Annotated in this window: 23 protein-coding genes and 5 pseudogenes; 20 read left to right on the forward strand and 8 right to left on the reverse strand. The window is 32.0% G+C overall.

What is annotated here, in order from left to right:
• Positions 1 to 44 precede the first annotated feature (44 nt).
• The 5 genes from AC1RYN_RS11315 to AC1RYN_RS11335 all read left to right on the forward strand — a co-directional run bounded on the left by AC1RYN_RS11315 (position 45) and on the right by AC1RYN_RS11335 (position 1,961).
• Positions 45 to 422, forward strand: a complete 378-nt coding sequence (locus AC1RYN_RS11315; RefSeq protein ID WP_481807040.1) for a hypothetical protein — start codon at positions 45 to 47, stop codon at positions 420 to 422.
• 113 nt (positions 423 to 535) lie between these two features.
• Positions 536 to 1,048 (forward strand): sensor histidine kinase, encoded by a 513-nt coding sequence (locus tag AC1RYN_RS11320; RefSeq protein ID WP_481807041.1) that lies wholly within the window; start codon positions 536 to 538, stop codon positions 1,046 to 1,048.
• Positions 1,009 to 1,278, forward strand: a complete 270-nt coding sequence (locus AC1RYN_RS11325; protein ID WP_481807042.1) for an ATP-binding protein — start codon at positions 1,009 to 1,011, stop codon at positions 1,276 to 1,278. Before AC1RYN_RS11320 ends, AC1RYN_RS11325 begins: the two co-directional genes overlap by 40 nt.
• Complete coding sequence (locus tag AC1RYN_RS11330) at positions 1,265 to 1,810, forward strand: response regulator (protein WP_481807043.1); 546 nt, start codon at positions 1,265 to 1,267, stop codon at positions 1,808 to 1,810. Before AC1RYN_RS11325 ends, AC1RYN_RS11330 begins: the two co-directional genes overlap by 14 nt.
• Entirely contained in the window at positions 1,803 to 1,961 is a 159-nt protein-coding gene (locus tag AC1RYN_RS11335; RefSeq protein WP_481807044.1) for a hypothetical protein, read from the forward strand. The genes AC1RYN_RS11330 and AC1RYN_RS11335 overlap by 8 nt, the downstream gene beginning before the upstream one ends.
• Positions 1,962 to 2,031: 70 nt before the next feature.
• On the opposite strand, the pseudogene thiL reads toward AC1RYN_RS11335, so the two are convergent.
• Positions 2,032 to 3,043: pseudogene (thiL, locus tag AC1RYN_RS11340) on the reverse strand (thiamine-phosphate kinase).
• A 339-nt stretch (positions 3,044 to 3,382) separates the two neighbouring features.
• On the opposite strand from thiL, the gene AC1RYN_RS11345 reads away from it, so the two are divergent.
• Both AC1RYN_RS11345 and AC1RYN_RS11350 read left to right on the forward strand, forming a co-directional pair.
• Entirely contained in the window at positions 3,383 to 3,862 is a 480-nt protein-coding gene (locus AC1RYN_RS11345; RefSeq protein ID WP_481807045.1) for a DinB family protein, read from the forward strand.
• An 85-nt stretch (positions 3,863 to 3,947) separates the two neighbouring features.
• The gene (locus AC1RYN_RS11350; protein ID WP_481807046.1) at positions 3,948 to 4,448 is read left to right on the forward strand and encodes a DinB family protein; all 501 of its coding nucleotides are present in this window, start codon (positions 3,948 to 3,950) and stop codon (positions 4,446 to 4,448) included.
• Between the two features lie 50 nt (positions 4,449 to 4,498).
• On the opposite strand, the gene AC1RYN_RS11355 is transcribed toward AC1RYN_RS11350, so the two are convergent.
• The 4 genes from AC1RYN_RS11355 to AC1RYN_RS11370 form a co-directional block, all read right to left on the reverse strand.
• Complete coding sequence (locus AC1RYN_RS11355; protein WP_481807047.1) at positions 4,499 to 4,777, reverse strand: WCX domain-containing protein; 279 nt, start codon at positions 4,775 to 4,777, stop codon at positions 4,499 to 4,501.
• Positions 4,737 to 5,471, reverse strand: coding sequence for a helix-turn-helix transcriptional regulator (locus AC1RYN_RS11360; RefSeq protein WP_481807048.1), 735 nt, complete (start codon positions 5,469 to 5,471; stop codon positions 4,737 to 4,739). Before AC1RYN_RS11360 ends, AC1RYN_RS11355 begins: the two co-directional genes overlap by 41 nt.
• A gap of 151 nt (positions 5,472 to 5,622) precedes the next feature.
• Positions 5,623 to 7,419, reverse strand: coding sequence for a translation elongation factor 4 (gene lepA / locus AC1RYN_RS11365; protein ID WP_129540513.1), 1,797 nt, complete (start codon positions 7,417 to 7,419; stop codon positions 5,623 to 5,625).
• Positions 7,420 to 7,671: 252 nt separating this feature from the next.
• Positions 7,672 to 8,205 (reverse strand): CvpA family protein, encoded by a 534-nt coding sequence (locus tag AC1RYN_RS11370; protein WP_481807049.1) that lies wholly within the window; start codon positions 8,203 to 8,205, stop codon positions 7,672 to 7,674.
• Positions 8,206 to 8,487: 282 nt separating this feature from the next.
• Between AC1RYN_RS11370 and AC1RYN_RS11375 the strand changes: the two genes are divergently transcribed.
• From AC1RYN_RS11375 to AC1RYN_RS11390, 4 genes are all read left to right on the forward strand, one after another.
• Positions 8,488 to 8,844 (forward strand): hypothetical protein, encoded by a 357-nt coding sequence (locus AC1RYN_RS11375; RefSeq protein ID WP_129540515.1) that lies wholly within the window; start codon positions 8,488 to 8,490, stop codon positions 8,842 to 8,844.
• Positions 8,845 to 9,018: 174 nt separating this feature from the next.
• On the forward strand, positions 9,019 to 9,468 hold the full coding sequence (locus tag AC1RYN_RS11380) for a hypothetical protein (protein ID WP_481807050.1): 450 nt from the start codon (positions 9,019 to 9,021) through the stop codon (positions 9,466 to 9,468).
• 200 nt (positions 9,469 to 9,668) lie between these two features.
• Entirely contained in the window at positions 9,669 to 10,688 is a 1,020-nt protein-coding gene (gene pheS / locus AC1RYN_RS11385) for a phenylalanine--tRNA ligase subunit alpha (RefSeq protein ID WP_481807059.1), read from the forward strand.
• A gap of 78 nt (positions 10,689 to 10,766) precedes the next feature.
• Complete coding sequence (locus AC1RYN_RS11390) at positions 10,767 to 11,174, forward strand: hypothetical protein (protein WP_129540516.1); 408 nt, start codon at positions 10,767 to 10,769, stop codon at positions 11,172 to 11,174.
• A gap of 126 nt (positions 11,175 to 11,300) precedes the next feature.
• On the opposite strand, the gene AC1RYN_RS11395 is transcribed toward AC1RYN_RS11390, so the two are convergent.
• The 3 genes from AC1RYN_RS11395 to AC1RYN_RS11405 all read right to left on the reverse strand — a co-directional run bounded on the left by AC1RYN_RS11395 (position 11,301) and on the right by AC1RYN_RS11405 (position 14,652).
• The gene (locus AC1RYN_RS11395; protein ID WP_481807051.1) at positions 11,301 to 12,296 is read right to left on the reverse strand and encodes an NAD(P)H-dependent glycerol-3-phosphate dehydrogenase; all 996 of its coding nucleotides are present in this window, start codon (positions 12,294 to 12,296) and stop codon (positions 11,301 to 11,303) included.
• A 280-nt stretch (positions 12,297 to 12,576) separates the two neighbouring features.
• Positions 12,577 to 13,734 carry an iron-containing alcohol dehydrogenase gene (locus tag AC1RYN_RS11400; RefSeq protein ID WP_481807052.1) on the reverse strand — a complete coding sequence of 386 codons (1,158 nt, stop codon included), beginning with the start codon at positions 13,732 to 13,734 and terminating at the stop codon, positions 12,577 to 12,579.
• A 153-nt stretch (positions 13,735 to 13,887) separates the two neighbouring features.
• Positions 13,888 to 14,652, reverse strand: coding sequence for a type 1 glutamine amidotransferase domain-containing protein (locus tag AC1RYN_RS11405; protein ID WP_481807053.1), 765 nt, complete (start codon positions 14,650 to 14,652; stop codon positions 13,888 to 13,890).
• Between the two features lie 87 nt (positions 14,653 to 14,739).
• Between AC1RYN_RS11405 and AC1RYN_RS11410 the strand changes: the two genes are divergently transcribed.
• From AC1RYN_RS11410 to AC1RYN_RS11450, 9 genes and pseudogenes are all read left to right on the forward strand, one after another.
• Positions 14,740 to 15,246: a LysR family transcriptional regulator gene (locus AC1RYN_RS11410; protein WP_481807054.1), complete on the forward strand. Its 507-nt coding sequence runs from the start codon at positions 14,740 to 14,742 to the stop codon at positions 15,244 to 15,246.
• On the forward strand, positions 15,222 to 15,635 hold the full coding sequence (locus tag AC1RYN_RS11415; RefSeq protein WP_481807055.1) for a hypothetical protein: 414 nt from the start codon (positions 15,222 to 15,224) through the stop codon (positions 15,633 to 15,635). Before AC1RYN_RS11410 ends, AC1RYN_RS11415 begins: the two co-directional genes overlap by 25 nt.
• Before the next feature lie 88 nt (positions 15,636 to 15,723).
• Positions 15,724 to 16,416: an NUDIX hydrolase gene (locus AC1RYN_RS11420; RefSeq protein ID WP_481807056.1), complete on the forward strand. Its 693-nt coding sequence runs from the start codon at positions 15,724 to 15,726 to the stop codon at positions 16,414 to 16,416.
• Positions 16,417 to 16,490: 74 nt separating this feature from the next.
• Positions 16,491 to 17,324 (forward strand): annotated as a pseudogene (gene prs, locus AC1RYN_RS11425) (ribose-phosphate diphosphokinase).
• The gene (locus AC1RYN_RS11430) at positions 17,321 to 17,857 is read left to right on the forward strand and encodes an NADAR family protein (RefSeq protein WP_481807057.1); all 537 of its coding nucleotides are present in this window, start codon (positions 17,321 to 17,323) and stop codon (positions 17,855 to 17,857) included. Before prs ends, AC1RYN_RS11430 begins: the two are co-directional and overlap by 4 nt.
• Positions 17,858 to 17,878: 21 nt before the next feature.
• Positions 17,879 to 18,376 carry an O-acetyl-ADP-ribose deacetylase gene (locus tag AC1RYN_RS11435; protein WP_481807058.1) on the forward strand — a complete coding sequence of 166 codons (498 nt, stop codon included), beginning with the start codon at positions 17,879 to 17,881 and terminating at the stop codon, positions 18,374 to 18,376.
• Between the two features lie 16 nt (positions 18,377 to 18,392).
• Positions 18,393 to 18,927, forward strand: a pseudogene (locus tag AC1RYN_RS11440) (RNA 2'-phosphotransferase).
• A gap of 2 nt (positions 18,928 to 18,929) precedes the next feature.
• Positions 18,930 to 19,658 (forward strand): annotated as a pseudogene (locus AC1RYN_RS11445) (metallophosphoesterase).
• A 24-nt stretch (positions 19,659 to 19,682) separates the two neighbouring features.
• Positions 19,683 to 21,159: pseudogene (locus AC1RYN_RS11450) on the forward strand (nicotinate phosphoribosyltransferase).
• Positions 21,160 to 21,430: the final 271 nt, after the last annotated feature.

A 21,430-nucleotide genomic window follows, 5' to 3' on the forward strand; every position in this document is an offset into this window, starting at 1 on the left:
TTATGTTAACCTACTGGTTCGGTTGGTATTCCTAAGGTTAATACATGCTCCTGTTGTTAGGACGACACCTCAATCTAGCCTATTCTAAATTTAAATTAAATGAATCTAATGGGCTTCCAGGTCAATTTTATCAAGCATTAAAGATAAGAGATAGCCTAAATCTAACTTCGGGGATAATATTAAATAAAATGCATCTATCGGAGTATTTTTTTTATAAGAATGATACTTTAAAAGCGATACAATATTCTAAAGAAGCACTTAGCTTATCTCGGAATTCAAATAGATTGAGGAACATTTTAGATGCCCTAAGACAAATAGCTCTTGTAGATCCTGTAAAGGCATCGCTTTATTCAAAAGAATATATTCAGATAAACGAAAAACTGCAAAAGGAAGAAAGAAAGATGGAGAGAAATTCTCAATAGAATATGAAACAAATGAAATAAAAGATGAAAATACGAGTTTAAATATACAAAACAGAACTTTGATATATGTTTTTAGTATATGTACTTTATTAGGACTCTTCTTTTATGCATATTTGACTCAAAAAGCCAAAAATAGAGAGTTACTTTTTAAGCAACAGCAGCAAATTGCAAATGAAGATATTTATAATTTGATGATTTCACAGCAAAATACAATTGAAGCGATAAGGATTAAAGAGAAGAAAAAGGTAGCTCAGGATTTACATGATGGGATTTTGGGCAGAATGTTTGGAGTTAGGATAAGTTTAGATAGCTTGGATAAAATTGATGATGCGAGTGCTGCTGTGAAGCGAAAAAAATATTTGTTAGATTTAAGAGAGATTGAACAAGACATTCGTGAAATTTCACATGATTTAAACAAAGAGAAATCAGAATTGATTAATAATTTTGTTGCAATTGTAGATAAGTTATTGGAGAATCAAAAAGCTACTTTTGACACAAAATTAATTTCAAGTATCGATTCGAGTATTAGATGGGATTTGGTGAGTAACTCTATTAAGATAAATTTCTATGAATTATTCAGGAAGCATTGCAAAATTGTAATAAATATGCACATGCAAAAACAATAAAAATAGAACTCAAAAATGAGGTGAATCATTTGTCTTTATTAATAAATGATGACGGTGTAGGTTTTAATGTACATAGGACAAAAAAAGGAATTGGTTTGCAGAATATTTTTTATCGAACTAAAGAATGTAATGGGACTGTTGATATAAAATCTAATAAAGTAGATGGAACAATTATAGTAATTAAAATTCCAATTGATCAAAAAATTAACCTACACAATGATGACAATTGATAAAAATATTGAAGAAATAACCAAAAATAACATACTAATAGTGGATGATCACCCTTTTATAATTGAAGGGTATAAAAATGCAATTACGAGATATAAACCTAAGGAGTATGATTTTTTAATTACTCAGGCCAAAGATTGTAAGTCGGGTTATGAAATTATCATAGATCCAGTAACAGCAAGTTTTGATATTGCATTTTTAGATATAGTATGCCAGCCTATGAAGAAAAGGAAATATATTTCAGGAGAAGATTTAGCAAAGCTAATTATGGAGCATATGCCAAATTGTAAAATAATTTTGCTGACTATGTATACGGAGTTGCTTAAGATAAAAACAATTATTAGAACAATAAAGCCTAAAGGTTTAATCATAAAAAATGATCTGACATTTGATGAACTGCTTTTTGCTTTTGATAAAGTAATGAAAAACAATACTTATTATAGCCAGTCGGTTATAGAAATGTTGGAAAAATCACCAAAGACTTCGATAGAAATTGATCAGATTGATGAGCAAATTCTATTTTCACTTGTCTAAAGGAACCAAAACAGATGAAATTCCACATTATATTCCTATATCTTTAAAAGCAGCGATAAGAAGAATAGATAATTTGAAAGGATTACTAAATGTAAATGAAGGAACAGGGGATGATTTGGTTAAACAAGCCAGGATTAAGGGGCTTTTGTAAAAAAAACTATTTTAGTAAAAATGAAAAAGACATCTAAAAGATGTCTTTTTTTATAGAATAGATATAAGAATTATTCGCTTAGAGCATCCCATCCACGAGCTTTTAAGGCAATTTTTGTATTAGCACGTGTTACTAGGTGAATGCCTTCACTTTCTTGTGTCATATGGCCAATAATTGAAAAATTTGGGTTTGCTTTTATTTTTTCAAAATCCTCCATAGCAATAGTAAAAAGCAATTCATAATCTTCTCCACCATTTATTGCCACAGTGGTGCTGTCGATATTAAATTCTTCACAAACACTTATAAATTGTGGATCTAGTGGTAATTTGTCTTCGTATAAATTACAGCCTACTTTAGATTGTTTACACAAATGAATAATTTCAGAAGATAATCCGTCTGAAATATCAATCATAGATGTTGGTTTAATCTCAAGAGCGTGCAATAAAGTACGAACGTCTTTACGAGCTTCAGGTTTTAATTGACGCTCAATTAAATAGGTGTAAGCTCTAAATCGGGCTGAGAGTTTGGGTTTCCTGAAAAACTTGCTTCTCCCTTTCTAAAACCTGTAATCCCATATAGGCAGCCCCAATGTCGCCAGTAACAACTAATAAGTCGGTTTGTTTGGCACCATTTCTATATACAATTTCATTTTCATCGGCTTCACCAATAGCGGTAATGCTAATAATTAATCCTTTCTGAGATGAGGTAGTATCACCACCAATTACATCTACATTATATTCCTTGGCAGCATGCGTAATACCTGCAAATAATTCTTCTAGGGCTTCTACGAGGGAAGCGATTAGAAAACAGCAACAAAACAGTTATCTGTGTTGGCTTGGCATTCATAGCACAAATATCAGAGATGTTTACTACTACAGCTTTGTAGCCTAAATGCTTTAAAGGCATATAGGCCAAGTCAAAATGCACACCTTCAATTAATAAATCGGTAGAAACAACTACTTTTTTGTCTTTAAAATCTAATACAGCTGCATCATCGCCGATACTTTTTAAAGTAATTCCTGAGTAACATCAAAGTTTCGTGTTAAGTGCTCAATTAATCCAAATTCGCCTAATTGCGCTATGCTGGTACGTTGTGGGTTTTTATTTCAATCATTTTGTTGAGGTACTAAATTTCTAAGTTGTAAAGGTACAAGTTGTAAAGGTTTTGTCTAATTAAAAAGAAGCCCATTTATGAGGGGCATTTGTTTTAGGTAGAATTTGTTTGCCTTTTTGCATTTTTATGTCAATATAAAGTTTTATTAAAGAGAGAATATATGTAAATTTGCATGTATGTTTTTGTAAAACAATGATTTATGTTTTTATTTTGAAATAATTTTAAAAAATAAAATTACTACTGACAAACTGTTGTCACCGACTCAATCTACTTTTGAAGTAATAAAAAAAATCAAACTTTTAAAATTATGAAAACACTAGCAGCACAAGTTATTACTCCAGAAGATTTATTAAAACACTGGCAAGGTCATCGCGCATTAACACGTCGCGTAATTGAATTGTTTCCTGAAAAAGACTTTTTTGAATTTTCTATTGGTGGGATGCGTACTTTTTCTCAGTTAGCTGATGAACTTTTGGCCATTGCAGCACCAGCTCTAAAAAATATTGTAGAAAGAGAGAGTCAACCTTTTAAAGAAGGAGAAGAAAAATTAATCTTTAAAGCACAATATCTTGAAAAGTGGGACGAATCTACAGCAGAAATTAATCAGAATTGGGAGAAATTAACCATTGAAGATTTTAATGAAACCTTTAATTTGTTTGGGCAATATGAATTTCCGATCGTTCAGAACATCTTATATTTTATAGATAATGAAGTACACCACAGAGGACAAGGATATGTTTATCTGCGTGCTTTGGGTGTTGAACCTCCTTTTTTCTGGGAAAGATAATTAGAAGTAAATAATTCGTTCAATCATCAATCAAATTATATTTTAAAAATCAATTCTTATTCAGAAAAACTAAAAACAAATTAGTATGAGCTTAAAAAAAATAATGACAAATTATGCTGACTACAATTTATGGGTAAATCAACAATTTGTTAATTGGCTTTCTGTAAAATCAGACAAATTGCTTCATGAAGAAGTAGCTTCAAGTTATTCAAGTATTATCAAAACACTCAATCATATTTGGGCAACCGAAGAATATTGGTATTCGGTAATAGCAGAAACTTCAGAATTTGATAAAAGAGAAAATACAGAATTGATAACTAAAGAAATATTAGAAGGATTGGTAAACAGGTCAGCTCGTTTGTCTGAATTTATCAAATCATTATCAGAAGAAGAATTGTCCAGAAAAATTAAAATTGAGAACCCTTGGTTTCAATGTGAGTTACCAATATGTGATTATTTAGTGCAAGTTGTAAATCATGGTACATATCACAGAGGGCAAATAGTTACAATCGGACGCAATATTGGTATTACAGATGCATCAAATACAGATTATAATTTTTATAATGTTGTGCATGCACAACAATAGGGATTACTAATTTTAATAAGAATTGAAAGCTTCTAAAATGAAATCTCATTTTAGAAGCTTTTTTTATAAAAGTCTTTGTCTGTTAACTCCAATAACTCTAAAGTTCTCGTTTTCAATATTTCAGGTTCCAGGATTGTAGCGTAATCTCCAAACATTAAGAACCAGCGTGGAAAGCTGTTTTCAATATCACGGCACATAAAAGTCATTTCGATTTGATCATCAATTACTTTTTCGGAGATGAAACCATGGTATTTTCTTTCGTGAGATAAATATCTCGCTATCTTTTTATCAATCAGAATACGCACTTTGGTCAGTTGAGATAGTTTCATTTTTATTCAGATAAGTTTCAAGAGAATCATGTTCTAATGTAAAATCTTTTTCTGTTTTTTTTATTCCATGTACGCGATCTGTTCGAAATTGTCGGTAGTCCCTTCGTAAATGACAGTATCCTATAACATACCAATTGTTGTTATCATGAAAGATACCAACTGGTTCAATATTTCTTTCTATAATTTCATCTGAATTTAAAGCTTGATAAAAAAGAAGAACTTGCTTTTTTTCGGCAATACTTTCAAAAAGAAATGCTAACGTATTTGGTGATTTATCATTAAAAAGTTTTTCTGCAGATTGCATCAAAACACTTGACTCAATTGTAGAAACCCAATCTTTATCATCGCTTTTAAGAACGGATTTTAATTTATACATAGCCGAAGCATAATGGTTTCCTAAAGCCGTATCAGTAAATTTTTGCATGAGCTTTTCGGCTGCGATAAAGCTGCTAGCTTCTTCTCTGGTAAACATTATTGGAGGTAAACGATAACCTTCCATTAAGGCGTAACCAACCCCTGCTTCACTATAAATTGGAACTCCAGAAGCTTCAAGAGTACGGATGTCTCGGTAAATTGTTCTTAGACTTACTTCAAAACGATTGGCTAGTTCTTGTGCTCTTACAATTTTTTTAGATTGTAATTGGATAAGAATAGCTACAATTCGGTCAAATCGTTTGGGGGTTTCGTCGAGCATTTTTTTCTTTTAAGGCACTAAGGTTTTGAGATGCTAAGTTACTAAGGTTTTTGAAATTCTTAGCGATAGAAAACAATAAAACCCGACAACTTTCGTCATCGGGTTCAATCTATATTCTATTCTCTTTATTCTATCGTCTAAAGAAAAAAAACTAGTCATTCAATTTAAGTACAGCCATAAAAGCTTCTTGAGGAATCTCTACATTTCCTACCTGACGCATACGTTTTTTACCTTTTTTCTGTTTTTCAAGAAGTTTACGCTTACGCGAAATATCTCCACCATAACATTTTGCAGTAACGTCTTTACGTAACGCTTTTATAGTTTCACGAGCAATAATTTTAGCTCCAATTGCAGCTTGAATCGGAATGTCAAATTGTTGTCTTGGGATTAACTCACGTAATTTTTCGGTCATTTTTTTACCGATGTTATAAGCATTGTCTTCGTGAATCAATGCAGAAAGTGCATCAACAGTTTGTGCATTTAAAAGAACATCCAGTTTTACTAATTTAGAAGTTCTCATTCCTATCGGAGTGTAATCAAAAGATGCATAACCTTTAGAAACCGTTTTTAAACGATCATAAAAATCGAATACAATTTCGGCTAATGGCATATCAAAATTTAATTCTACACGTTCTGTAGTTAAATAGGTTTGATTGGTAATTTGACCGCGTTTTTCGATACACAAACTCATTACGTTTCCAACAAAGTCAGCTTTTGTAATAATTGTTGCTTTAATATATGGTTCTTCAACTCTGTCTAGTTTTGAAGGCTCTGGTAAATCTGATGGATTGTTTACTACAAAAGCCGTTTCTGGTTCTTTTTTGGTATAAGCCAAATACGAAACGTTAGGTACTGTAGTAATTACAGTCATATCAAATTCGCGCTCTAAACGCTCCTGAATGATTTCCATGTGAAGCATTCCTAAGAATCCACAACGGAAACCAAATCCTAAAGCTGCAGAACTTTCAGGGGTAAAAACTAACGAAGCATCATTTAATTGTAATTTCTCCATAGAAGAACGCAAATCTTCATAATCTTCAGTATCTACAGGATAAATTCCCGCAAATACCATTGGTTTTACATCCTCAAAACCGGTAATCATATTAGTTGTAGGGACTTTAGCATCAGTTAGAGTATCTCCAACTTTAACCTCTTTGGCTTCTTTAATTCCAGAAATTAAGTAACCAACATCACCTGCGGAAATTACATTTTTAGGAACTTGATTTAATTTTAATGTTCCAATTTCGTCAGCAAAATATTCATTTCCAGTGGCCATGAATTTAATTTTTTGCCCTTTTCTAATTTCTCCATTTTTCACTCGGAAAATAACTTCAATTCCACGAAACGGATTGTAATGTGAATCGAAAATCAAAGCCTGTAATGGCTCGTCAATATTTCCTGTTGGAGGTGGGATTTTTTCAATAATGGCAGCCAAAATATTTTCGACACCAAAACCTGTTTTTCCAGAAGCATGAATAATATCTTCTAATTTACATCCTAATAAATCAATAATATCATCACTAACTTCTTCAGGATTTGCACTTGGTAAATCAACTTTATTTAAAACTGGAATAATTTCTAAGTCGTTTTCTAATGCTAAGTATAAATTTGATATGGTTTGAGCTTGGATACTTTGTGCCGCATCAACAATTAATAGCGCTCCTTCGCAAGCAGCAATTGATCGAGAAACTTCGTATGAAAAGTCAACGTGTCCTGGAGTATCAATTAAATTCAGGATGTATTCTTCTCCTTTATAAGTGTACTCCATTTGTATTGCGTGACTTTTTATGGTAATTCCACGTTCGCGCTCCAAGTCCATATTGTCTAGCAATTGGGCCTTTTCTTCACGAGCAGTTACGGTTTGTGTAGCGCCAAGCAAACGGTCAGCAAGTGTACTTTTACCGTGATCAATGTGTGCAATAATGCAAAAGTTACGTATCTTTTTCATTGTTTATTATGTCAATTCTCTATGCGAGTTTAAGTGTTTTTTTTGTTGTAAATCTATGGTGTAGTAAAGCCGTGCACCTCTTCAATAATCTGCAAAGATAATGCAAAGTTTTGGATTGTAGAATCTAGATGTATTATTGTTGAAGCTTTAAGAAATAAAAGATGGATTTGGCTGTTTTTTATACCCTTATGTGTTTATTCTAAAATCTAAATTTGTATAAAAGACAACCTTTGTTATGTAAGAAAAGATCTTTTATTCGGTTGTTTCAGATTCTTTCTCAACACTGCTTTTCTTTAAGGTATCATACCAGTTTTCTATTGAAGGATAAATAAAACTAGCTACTTTCTGTATTGGATTATAGAATATTGATTTATCTAAGGTTTCTTTTTTTGCAAAAGTATGGTTGAAGTTTATTTTTTCAAAAAGAGTAAAAATAATACTCAGAATCAAAACAGTTTTTAGAATTCTAAAAAGACCTCCCCCTAATTTGTTAAGCCATCCTAATTGAGCAAAATCGGCAATACCGGTTAAAAATTTAGCTAATAAATAGACAGCAATAACCACTAAAATAAATGTCAATATAAATGCTGTAATCTGAATTGTATTTGGATTCCATGAAACATGTTTCATGATAATTTCTTTCATTAAAGACGAGAATTTAATTGCTAAATAAATTCCCAATAGTAGAGATATAAAAGAGGCAACCTCTACAAAAAGACCATTTTTGATGCCTTGGTACAAACCAAAAATCAATAAAGCACCTAAAATCATATCGAAAAAACTCATATTCTTAATTTTTGTTTAATGAATGCGCAAATATAAAAGAATTATCTGTTTTTTTAGGTTCAGAGATGCAAAGGTTCAGAGGCTTAAAATGTTGATGTTTTTGATTTTTAGGGATCAGTAGACAAAAGTATTGTCTTAAATGATTCCTTTTTATAGCGTTAAATCTATGAGTCTATACGTTTAATTTTTTAAGGTGTTTGGATTTGAAGTCCGTATCTTTGTAAACTAAATTTTATGACTTTTGAATTTATAATTCATTAATCCATAATCAACAATATAAATATGTCAAGAGACACACAACTTAAAGAACGCTGGGAACAGCTTGTAAATATACTTTCTGATCAATTTTCACAAGGAGAAAACCTTGATTTAGATTCCATAATTTATTTAATAGGGGTACAGGAGTTAGGAAAATTACATCGTGAATTTAAAAAAGATGAAAAATTAAACCTAATGCATATCGCTATTTGTAGGTTATTAGAGCCTTATGGTTTTTATGAATTTGAATTTTTTGACGAAGAAGGCTGGCCACATTATAAGGTAAAAGAAGAATTACCACCATTAAAAGCTGGAGAACAATCAGTTTTAATGAAAGAAGCAATTGTAAATTATTTTTTAGAAAGAAAGCTTATTGATTAGTTTTGTTAGTATTCAGTCGCAGTCGCAGTTTTCAGCGTGTGCTAAATTGTAAACTGCGACTGGACACTGGACACTGCTACTGAAAACTAGAAAGGAATGTGTAGATATGCAATGGTTGCCTATAAGCCGCATTATGCTTGTTTTAATTGTCGAAAAACATTTAAAAGAAGATTGATGTATGATATAGGAAGAGGAGAGAAATCTGTTCAGGAAGCAAAGTGCCCAGAATGTGGGGAATTAATGGCTAATATGGGACTTGATTTTGAATCACCTAAAAAAGATGATGTAAAAAAATGGGAACATTTAAAAAGTCTATATTCAGTCGGAATTACTTTCCATTCATGTGGATGCAGTGGGCCTGGCTACATTCCTAATTCGAAAGAAAAATTAATGGAATATTTTGAACAGTTAAAAGAGAAATATCTTAAGAATATTGATTTTTGGCGTTCAAGAACAGAGCCAGCTAATAAGCAGGAAAAAGAAAAAGATTATCAAAAAAATTGGCATGAATTAGGTAAAGTTTCATCTAAATCTAAAAAAGAAATTATTAAGAATCAGGAAGGAATAGATTTTTGGCTTGAAAGAGTGAAAGAAATAGAAAGTAAAATTAGCTTGATAAGATAATTTTAAATTGCTCATTTGTTGAGTATTATTAGAGTGAATTGTTTCTTGGGTTTTATCGAATTTGCTTTTAGACTGAACTTTATTTGTGTAGTTTAAAATGGTATTAGGGTAAAACTCTTGGAGGAATAGGAAACTTTAAATTTTAAATATTAAACTTAAAACAAATTACTTAAATTTGTAATCTCAATTATGGAATGGAAATGATAGATAAGATAAAAGAATATATTGGGGAAGCTCAAGCTTTTTCAACAGAAAATAAGGAAGAATTAGAAGCATTCCGTATTAAGTTTCTTGGAAAAAAAGGTGTTTTAAACGATTTTTTTGCTGAATTTAAAACTGTGCCAAATGACCAGAAAAAGGAATTTGGACAAGTTATAAATGCTTTAAAAACTGCTGCGGAAGATAAAGTAAAAACAATAGTTGAAGCTTTAGAGAGTAAAGAAGAAATTAAAGGGATTTACGGAGATTTAACTCGTGCTGCAGAACCAATAATTATTGGCTCTCGTCATCCGATATCAATCGTGAAGAATCAGATTATAGATATTTTTGCAAACATTGGTTTTAACGTTTCCGAAGGTCCAGAAATCGAAGATGACTGGCATAATTTTACGGCATTAAACCTTCCGGAATACCATCCGGCACGTGATATGCAGGATACATTTTTTATACAAACAAATCCTGATGTGTTGTTGCGTACGCATACTTCATCGGTTCAGGTGCGTTATATGGAAAATCATAAACCGCCAATTCGTACTATTTCTCCAGGGCGTGTTTTTCGTAACGAAGCCATTTCGTCACGTTCACATTGTATCTTTCATCAGGTAGAAGGACTATACATTGATAAAGATGTTTCTTTTGCTGATCTAAAACAAACATTGCTTTATTTTACGAAAGAAATGTTCGGGAAATCTAAAATACGGTTACGTCCATCATACTTCCCGTTTACAGAGCCTAGTGCTGAGATCGATATTTATTGGGGATTAAAAACTGAAACTGATTATCGTATCACTAAAGGAACGGGTTGGTTAGAAATTGGTGGTTGCGGAATGGTAGATCCAAACGTTTTGAAAAATTGTGATATAAATCCAGAAGAATACAATGGTTTTGCATTTGGAATGGGAGTAGAGCGTATTGCAATGTTGTTGTACCAAATTGGAGATATTCGTATGTTTTACGAAAATGATGTTCGATTCTTAGAGCAATTCAAATCGAATATATAATATAAGTTGAAAGTTATAAAGTCGAAAGTTTCAAAGTATGGAATTTTCGACTTTATGATTTTATAAGTTTAGACTAATATGAAAAAGGATATAATTATTCCAGAAGTAGAAAATGTATTTTTGGCAGTTGTTCAAGAATGGAGCGACGATTTTATGGAGAAAGTGTGGTATGCTTATCTTATAAATGATAGTGATTTTAATATTGATAGTGTAATGGTGGTTTCAAAAGCTTTTGGAACAATCGATGGCGAAATGAAAAAAACGTCACTTTTGCGTCATGCTTTTGTTGAAGTTCCAGCAGTTTCAGTTGTAAAAATTGAAATGGTAGAAAAAAGCCTGTTGACTTTAAACAACGAATTCATGGTTACTTATTTTATCGGTAATACTTTATATGATAAGAAGTTTATTTTCAAAGCACATTCTATTCATGAAGATTTTTCTGAAGAAGTGCCAATTCTATTCGTTGAAGGAATTATGGTGAAATAGTTTGTTGTTACAGTTTTTAAAAAATGTAAAATATAATTTCTATAAAAAAAGAGTCCAAGAAATAATTTAATTATTTCTTGGACTCTTTTTGCTGTTTTTACTGAAACTGAAAACCGTAACTAAATACTAATCTAATACATCAGTAAGTTTCTTGAAAACAGTTTTAGCATCTTTGCCTTCATATAAAATAGCATAAACGGCATCTATAATTGGTGTTTTTGCACCGTAGCCTTGGTTTAGTTTGTAAGCGCTTTTGGTTGCATAATAACCTTCAGAAACCATGCTCATCTCCATCATAGCACTTTTTACAGTGTATCCTTTTCCAATCATATTTCCAAACATTCTGTTTCTTGAAAAAACAGAATATCCTGTAACTAATAAATCGCCTAAGTAAGCTGAGTCATTAATGTTACGTTTCATTTTATGCACTTTTTTGATGAATTTCTTCATTTCACGAATGGCATTACTCATGATAACCGATTGGAAATTGTCGCCATAGCCTAAACCATGTGCAATTCCAGCTGCTATTGCATAAATGTTTTTAAGCATTGCAGCATATTCAGTGCCAATAATATCATCAGAGATTTTGGCTTTAATATAGTTTCCTGATAGGTTTTTAGCAACGATACTGGCTTTGCTCGGATCACCACATGCAATTGTTAAATATGATAATCTTTCAAGCGCAACTTCTTCGGCATGACAAGGACCAGTAATTACACCAATGTTATAATATGGGATGTCGTATTTTATATGAAAATGTTCACCAACAATTAAGCTCGTTTCAGGAACAATACCTTTAATAGCTGAGAAGACAATCTTATTTTCTAATGAAACTGTTAGTTTTTCTAGCTCAGCATGTAAAAAAGCTGATGGAATTGCAAAAATAATATAATCTGCATATTCAACCGCTTCATTTATATTATTGGTAAGTTTTAGTTTTTGAGTATCAAATTCTACCGAACTTAAGTAATTCGGATTGTGTTTGTATTTATTAATGTGTTCGATAGCAGCGTCATTACGCATGTACCACGAAATTTCAGAAAGGTTTACGCATAGCATTTTTGCAATGGCAGTTGCCCAGCTTCCACCACCGATAACTGCAAATTTTAAATTTTCGCTCATTTAATTATTAATTTTCATCAAAAGTACTTAATAATGCAGTAATAACACAAAAAAGAGCCCAATTAATGTACTGATTTTGGGTTCAATAATAAAAAATAATTTTTTCTACAATACACACAATAAGTTATTGATTCTTACGTTGTAGTAGTTTAAGAATTAGAATTTTAGTTAAAAAATGAATTTACAAATTGAGTTAGTTAGTTTTGTTTTAGTATTGTGAAAAGGCGTCCTTAAATAAGTTTAAGAACGCCTTTTCTATTTTATTTCTATTTTGAGAAACTTAATAACTCATTTCTACAATTGATTTTACTTTATCTAAAGTAACCAATTGGTTTTCTCCTAAACCTTTCCAACCTCTTTCTTCAAAACGATTTACTATAAAATCGGCTGTTTTATTATAGTCATCTGTATATTGAGATAGTTTGGTATCCATTCCCATAGTGTGGAAAAAAGCCACTGTTTGGTTGATAGCTTCTTTTGCAACTTCATCATCTGAACCTGTTAGGTTAAAAATACGTCTTCCGTATTGTGCTAGTTTTCCTTTTTTGGTTTCAAACATCACACGATATAAACTAGGACCAACAATTGCTAATGTTCTAGCATGATCTATGCCATATAAAGCAGTTAATTCATGACCAATCATGTGTGTTGCCCAATCGCTTGGAACTCCTTTTTGTATTAATCCATTTAGTGCCATAGTACAACTCCACATAAAGTTTGAAGCCAGTGCATAGTCAGTAGGGTTTTCAACTACTTTTGGGCCAACTTCTATTAATGTTTGTAAAATACCTTCAGCAATTCTATCTTGTAGATATCCTTCATGAGGATAAGTTAAGTATTGCTCCATTACGTGAGTGTAAGCATCTACAACACCATTTTGTAATTGTCTTTTTGGTAAAGAAGCAATAACAGTTGGGTCACAAATAGAGAATTTTGGAAATAAGGCACTACCACCAAAAGCTAATTTTTCCTGAGTAGCTTCAATAGTTATAACAGCACCTGAATTCATTTCACTTCCAGTTGCAGGCAACGTTAGAACGGTTCCGAATGGTACAGCATTTTCTTTAATCAACAAACGTTTCTGAAGGATGTCAACCGGATTTCCATCAAAATTTACTGCAGCCGAAATAAATTTTACTCCATCAATTACAGATCCGCCACCAACAGCTAGAATAAAATCGATTTTTTCGGCTTTAATAACTGCAACAGCTTTCATTAAAGTTTCGAAATGTGGATTTGGCTCAATTCCGCCGAATTCAACAATATCAAAACCTTTAAGATTATTGATTACTTGTTCGTGAATTCCGTTTTTAAAGATGCTTCCACCTCCATAAGCCAATAATATTTTTGCTCCTTGAGGAACAAGGTCTTTTAATTTTTCAATTTGTCCTTTTCCGAAAACTAGATTTGTCGGATTGTATAATTCAAAGTTTAACATAGTTTTTTTTAAGTTTCTGAGATGCTGAGTTACTAAGTTATTAAGTTTTTCCAATCTTAGTAACTCGACACCTTTTTTGTTAATATTTACTGCAATACTTAGTCTTTAAGTTTTTCAAGTCTTAGCAACTTAGAACCTTAGTGCCTTAGAATCTTATTTAGTTAATTTTTGTAATAATTTTTCAGCAACCAATTTTGATGATGCAGGATTTTGCCCAGTAATTAATAATCCATCTTCAACGGCATATGGTTCCCAGTTTGGTCCTTTAGAATAAATGGCGCCATCTTTTTGTAATGCATCTTCTAATAAGAACGGGACTATCTTGGTTAAACCTACAGCTTCCTCTTCGGCGTTAGAAAATCCAGTAACTTTTTTTCCTTTTACTAAATAATCACCATTTACTTTCACGTCTTTAAGAACGCCAGGAGCATGGCAAACAAAGCTTACAGGTTTATTCTGAGTATAAAATGCCGAAATTAATGCCGCTGAATTTTTGTCTTCGGCTAAATCCCATAAAGGACCGTGTCCGCCAGGATAAAATACAGCATCATAATCGGCAGGTTTTACATCAGATAATTTAATGGTATTTTTTAATTTTTCTAATAAAACTTTATCAGCATCAAATCGTTTAGTGTCTTCAGTTGCCGATGCTGGATCAGCACTTTTAGGATCTATAGGAGGCTGTCCACCAAGTGGCGTTGCTATAGTTATCTCAACTCCTTTATCTGCAAGCGCATAATAAGGAGCGGCAAGTTCTTCTGTCCAGAATCCAGTTTTTTCGCCTGTGTTACCCAGCTTGTCATGGCTGGTGACAACAAATAATACTTTTTTCATATGTTTTTTATTTACTTTTTGCGCAGTAGTTTTTGCGCAGTTTATAGTTAATGCGATAATAACAAATAGGGCGATTTTCTTCATAAGGTATTTTATTTGATACAAAATTAGAGTAATTGTGGTATTAGTAAAAATAAAATAAATTATGTTTGTGATAAATATATTTATATCATGGTTAGTTTAGAATGGTACAGAACGTTTAAATCGGTATATAAAAACGGCAATTTTTCTTTGGCTGCCAAAGAGCTTTTTATAAGTCAACCTGCAGTTAGTCAGCAGATATCAATGTTAGAAGCACACGTTGGTTATAAGCTCTTTAACAGAAAGTCAAAAGGAGTCGAGCCAACGGACTACGCTAAGTTACTTAATAATCTGATTATCGATGCTCTTGATCGCCTTGAAAATGTAGAGAATGGCTTTCGGGCAAAAGCATCTGATGCCAATCGATTAATATCGGTTGGGATTTCTAAAAATTTATTTGCTAGTTTAGGAAGTATTCTGATTTCTAAATTCGATTTTATAGATTTTAGTTTTCATGATAATGATACACTTTTTGAGTTAGTTGATAATAAGAAACTTGATTTTGCAATTATTACCAAGCAGTTTGATACGTTTGATACGATATACGAAATTGTTGAAAAATTAAATTGGTTATGGTTTCATCACCAGAGCTTGTAACAAATGAATTCAAGTTAAAATTAAAATCTAAAAAATTATCTGAAATAGAGCAGTGGCTTAATGAGCAAAAATGGTATAGTCATGATGCTCGAATTCCGCATATTAAATTGTTTTGGTTAAGTGTTTTTAATAAAAAAAGACCATCTATGGTGGCCAATTATATTATTCCTAATGAAAGTGAAATGCTAAGGGTGCTTTCTAAAAATAGTGGAATTGGAATAACATGGGATTGTAATGCAAAAGAATTGATTCAGGAAAATAAGTTAAAGCTACTATGGAATAGTAAAGAAATGCCTGGTATAGATGTTTTCTTATTGTCTGGAAAAAACAGTAACTTGAGTCCTATTTTTGAAACTATTGCTACAGAATTAAAGGAGGTTTTAAAATGATAATCACTTATGTTTATATTTGATAGAGGTTAAATCTTAATCAGTACAAATACTAGTTATATTTGTGTAAATTTTACGCATTAGAGTTATGATAGATAATCAAAATATTAGAGTTGCTGTTGATGCGATTGTTTTTGGATACCAAAACAATCAATTATATGTGCTTTTAATTCAACAAAAATTTGGAACTCAAGAATCGTATTGGGCTTTGCCTGGTGGTTTGGTAAAAAATGATGAGTCATTGCAACAAGCAGTAAAACGAGAGTTAAAAGAGGAAACTAATATTACGGTTACACACTTTGAGCAATTATTTACTTTCGGCGATGATGTTTTCAGGGATCCCAGAAACAGGGTTATTTCTGTAGCGTATTTTGCATTAGTAGATCCTTCGAAGTTAGTAATCAAAGCCGATTCTGATGCCGATAATGCACAATGGTTTAAAGTAGATGCTATTCCTGCTTTGGCATTTGATCATAATTTGATTTTAAATAAAGCGGTTGAACGTTTAAAAGCTAAACTTACTTATGAACCAATTGGGTTTGATTTATTGCCCGAAGAGTTTATGTTTTCAGAATTAGAGAATTTATATTGTACGATTTTAGAGAAAGAAATAGACAGAAGAAATTTTAGAAAAAAGATTTTAAGTTACGGGATTATCCAAGAAACAGATAATTTCTCTCCTAATAAAACAGGAAGACCTGCAAAATTATTTAAGTTTAATCAGCAGAAATACAGTGCTTTATTGAAAGAAGGTTTTCACTTTGAAATAAAGTTTGCGTAATTTTTACACAAAATAATTGTTGAACAAAATATTAAATGTATATTTGCGTATAATTAACGCAAACTAAAAAAACTATGATACTTAATTTAGACCCAAATTTCAGACCATTTCCAGGACAAAAAGAAATAGATTTTTAAAAGTTTCATTTTTTCAGGAGGAGAACCACATATCAAGATTAATCCTGATTTTGATGTCAATCAAAAAATAACAATTACACATAGATTAAATTCATTCAACGATTTTGGATTATTATGTTTAGCTGTTGACGCATTAAGAAGGATGGACGTAAAAGTTATTGATTTGTTTATTCCTTATTTTCCAGCAGCAAGACAAGATCGTGTCATGATAAAAGGAGAACCATTATCAGTAAAAGTTTATGCAGATATCATAAATGCAATGCAATTGAACAAAGTGTTTGTTTTTGATGCGCATTCTGAAGTTACTCCAGCTTTGGTAAACAATTGTGATGTAATTCCGAATCATACTTTTATCCAAAAAGTGATAAAAACAATAGGAAGCAATGTAAAATTGATTTCTCCAGACGGTGGAGCGTTGAAAAAAATCTACAAAGTTTCTGAATTTTTAGGAGGAGTTGAGGTTGTAGAATGTAGTAAAAGCCGTGATGTAAAAACAGGAAGATTATCTGGTTTTAAAGTTTATGAAGAAGACTTAAAAGGAATGGATTGTCTTATTGTGGATGATATTTGTGATGGTGGAGGAACTTTTGTAGGATTGGCTGAAGAATTAAAAAGAAAAATGCTGGAAAATTATATTTAGCGGTAAGCCACGGAATTTTCAATAAAGGTTTTGAGGTTTTAAGTTGTTTCGATAAAATATTCACAACAAACTCTTTCAAAGATTTTGAAGGAGAAAGTGTAGAAGTTATACAATTAAGTGAATTGATATGAAGTATAGTGTAGAAAAACTCATAGCAGAAAACCAAGATAATAAATATCTCTTTTTTTGGGGACATCAGCCAAATAAAGATGGAAGTATTTCTAAAACTTGTTTTAGTCAGTGGTGGTTAAGTTCATTTGAAGTGGATAAAGTGATTTACAAAACGGCAGAACACTGGATGATGGCCAAGAAAGCCGAATTGTTTAACGATAAAGAGGTTTTAGAGAAAATAATTAAAGCCAATTCTCCTGCCGAAGCCAAAAAGTTAGGTAGAGAAGTCAAAAATTATGATGATGCTGTTTGGTTAGAAAATAGATACGAGATTGTTCGACAAGGGAATTTTTACAAGTTCAGTCAGAATAAGAACCTAAAAGAATTTCTGATAAATACAAAGGATAGAGTTTTAGTAGAAGCAAGCCCAGTTGATCCAATCTGGGGTATAGGAATGGCGAGCGATCATAAAGATGTTATGAATCCAGCGAAGTGGAAAGGCTTAAATTTATTAGGATTTGCTTTGATGGAAGTTAGGGATGAATTGAAATAATTAGATTATGGAAATAGAAATTTGAAAACAGATATAACAGAAATTCATGTTGATGCAATTGTAAATGCTGCTAATACTTCTTTATTAGGTGGAGGTGGAGTTGATGGAGCTATTCATAGAAAAGGAGGAAAAGCTATTTTAGACGAATGTGTTCAAATCCGAAATAAACAAGGAGGCTGCAAAGTTGGAGAAGCTGTAATTACAACAGCAGGAAATTTGCCAGCAAAATATGTAATTCATACCGTTGGTCCAGTTTGGAATGGAGATGAGGAAGAAAAGTCGAAGTTGTTATCTGAGTGCTATAAAAACAGTTTAGAATTAGCGGTTCAAAATAAGATCAAGACAATTGCTTTTCCTGGAATTAGCACAGGGATTTATCGTTTTCCAAAGGATAAAGCGGCTGAAATTGCAATAAAAACAGTAAAATGTTTTGATAAAATCTCAGAAATAGATAAAGTAATATTTGTTTGTTTTGAAGAGGAGAGTTATCAAAATTATCGGGAATTATTAGAAAATTAAAAATTTCATAGAAATTATGAATGAAAAAACAGCAAAAAGCATTAGCAAATTCCTGAGTTTAGTACTTAGACATTCGCCAGAAACCATAAATTTAAAATTAGATGAGAATGGTTGGGCAGATGTAGAAGAATTGATTGCAAAATGCTCGAAAAATGGGAATACATTAAATTCAGAACTTCTGGATTATGTAGTAGAAAATAATGATAAAAAAAGATTTGCTTTTAATGAAGATAAAACTAAAATAAGAGCAAGTCAGGGACACTCAATTTCGGTTGAGTTAAATCTGAATGAAGCAGAACCTTCGGAGTTTTTGTACCATGGAACAGTTGGGAAGTTTATGGAAAGCATCAAAAAAGGACTTCAGAAAATGAGTCGTCAACACGTACATCTCAGTCAAGATAGAGAAACAGCTATTAAGGTAGGCAGGAGGAGCTCCGCAGATTTTAAGCGTTAGGATGGAGCCATGCCATTAAGACGGATTTAAATTTTATTTGTCTGAAAACAATGTTTGGTTAACGGATGAAGTGCCTGCAAAATATATAGAATTTTAATCATGAAAAGATCTTTTTTGGTAATTGGGAATATTCATGGCGGATTAAGAGCTTTAATTCAGCTTTTGGGGCGAACCAATATCCATGCAAATGATAGATTGATTTTCTTAGGAGATTATGTTTGATGGTTGGAGTGAATCTGCAGCAGTAATTGATTTTCTTATCGAATTGAATAAAACACATAGTTGTATATTTATTAAAGGGAATCATGATATTTGGTGTCAGGAGTGGTTACAATGAGGAAAGCCAAATAATATTTGGTTGCAACACGGAGGAACGGCGACTATAAAAAGCTATGAAGATTTTACTTCTGAGAAAATAGTGGAGCATTTGTTCTTTTTTGAAAGCATGAAAGATTATTATATCGATGAGCAAAATCACTTATTGATCCAGGATTTTCCTCAATGCATCGTCCAGAAAAAGAACATTATTCGAGTAATTATTCTTGGGATAGAACATTGTGGGAAATGGCTTTGACAATGGACAAGCGAATAAAAAAGATTCACTTTCATATCCCAAAAGATTATTGCTTTACGAAGAAATATACATAGGTCATACACCGACCTTACATTATAATATCGAAGTTCCTATGCAGGGTTGTAATGTTTGGAATATAGATACAGGAGCTGCTTTTCATGGAAAATTATCCTGTATAAGATATTGAAACAAAAACATTTTGGCAAAGCGATATAGTCCAGGAATTATATCCGAACGAAAAAGGAAGAAATTAAACGTATAAATTAAAATAATAAACCATGAACCCATTATTACTAACAGATGGTTATAAAGTTGACCACAGAAGACAATATCCAACAGGAACAACATTAGTGTATTCTAATTGGACACCAAGAAAATCTAGAATTGAAGGAGTTGATGAGGTAGTATTTTTCGGATTGCAATATTTTATCAAAAAGTACATCATTCAGGATTTTGATTTATACTTTTTTAAACAGCCAAAGGAAGAGGTTGTGAAAAAATATGCAAGAAGAATTAATAACTATTTAGGAGAAAACTTAGTTGGAACAAAACATATTGAAGATTTACACGATTTAGGATACATCCCGATGGTTTTTAAAGCATTGCCAGAAGGAGCAAGCGTTCCTGTTCGTGTTCCTATGTTTACGATGTACAATACAATACCAGAATTTTTCTGGTTAACAAGAAACATTTTCGAAACATTGCTTTCAGCAGTGGTTTGGTAGTGTACAACTCTTTTATTCCCGACAAATTACTAAACAGTTGTACAGAATTGTACTTGATAAATACGCACAAGAAACTTCGTCAGTTCCAGAGTTTGTAGATTGGCAAGGACATGATTTCTCTATGAGAGGCATGGGAGGGATAGAAGCGGCTGTAACATCTTCGGCAGGACATTTATTGAGTTTTGCAGGTTCTGATACTATTCCAACAATTGATTTTTTAGAGGAGTATTACAATGCTAATTCAGATGTTGAGTTAGTTGCTGGTTCAGTAGCTGCAACCGAGCATTCAGTAATGTGTATGGGGACGACTGAAGGGGAATATGATACATTTAAGAGATTGATTTGCGAAGTGTACCCTAAAGGGATCGTTTCTATCATTGCAGATACTTGGGATTTGTGGAAGGTATTAACGGATTATTTGCCTCGATTAAAAGGAGATTTGTTTAGAAGAAGGAAAAGTAGGTAAATCAAGCAGATAGTGGAGATCCTGTTGATATTATTTGTGGTAATCCAAACGGGAAAACAGAAGAAAAGAAAGGTGTTATTGAGTTAATCTGGGACGTTTTTGGAGGAACTACAAATAGCAAAGGATATAAAGAATTAGTACCTCAAATTGGGGCAATATACGGTGATAGTATTACTGTAGCCAGAGCAACTCAAATTTGTGAAAGATTAAAATCTAAAGGCTTTGCTTCTACAAATGTGGTTCTAGGAATTGGTTCGTTTACGTATCAATACAATACTAGAGATACATTTGGATTTGCAATGAAAGCAACTTACGGTGAAGTAAACGGCGAAGGAAGAGCTATCTTTAAAGACCCAATTACAGATGACGGTACTAAGAAATCTGCCAAAGGATTAATGAAAATTGACTTAGTAGATGGCGTATCAATTAACTGATAATGTTTCTTGGGAGGAAGAACGTAAAGGAGAATTAAAAGAAGTTTTTAGAGATGGTAAATTATTAATCGACCACTCATTATCAGAAATCAGAAATAACGTAAAAAAAGAAGAACTTACTATTAGCTAATCAATAAAGAAAAAGCCTAAATGAATTAACATTTAGGCTTTTTTATTTATATAATGGCGAGTTATATACAATTGTTTTTAACGCATAGAAACATAGTTTTTGTACTCTTAAAAATAGGCGTTTCACTTATTTTGAATGCACAGAGTTAGCTATGTGAGAGAAATATTTTTCTTTTTGCTTTCTTTTTAACGACACATAAAATCTATGTTTCTATGTGTTAAATAAGATTACAAGGTATGCCTGCCCTTTGCCAACAACAGGAGCATGTATT

Source organism: Flavobacterium sp. TC780, from assembly GCF_056783245.1.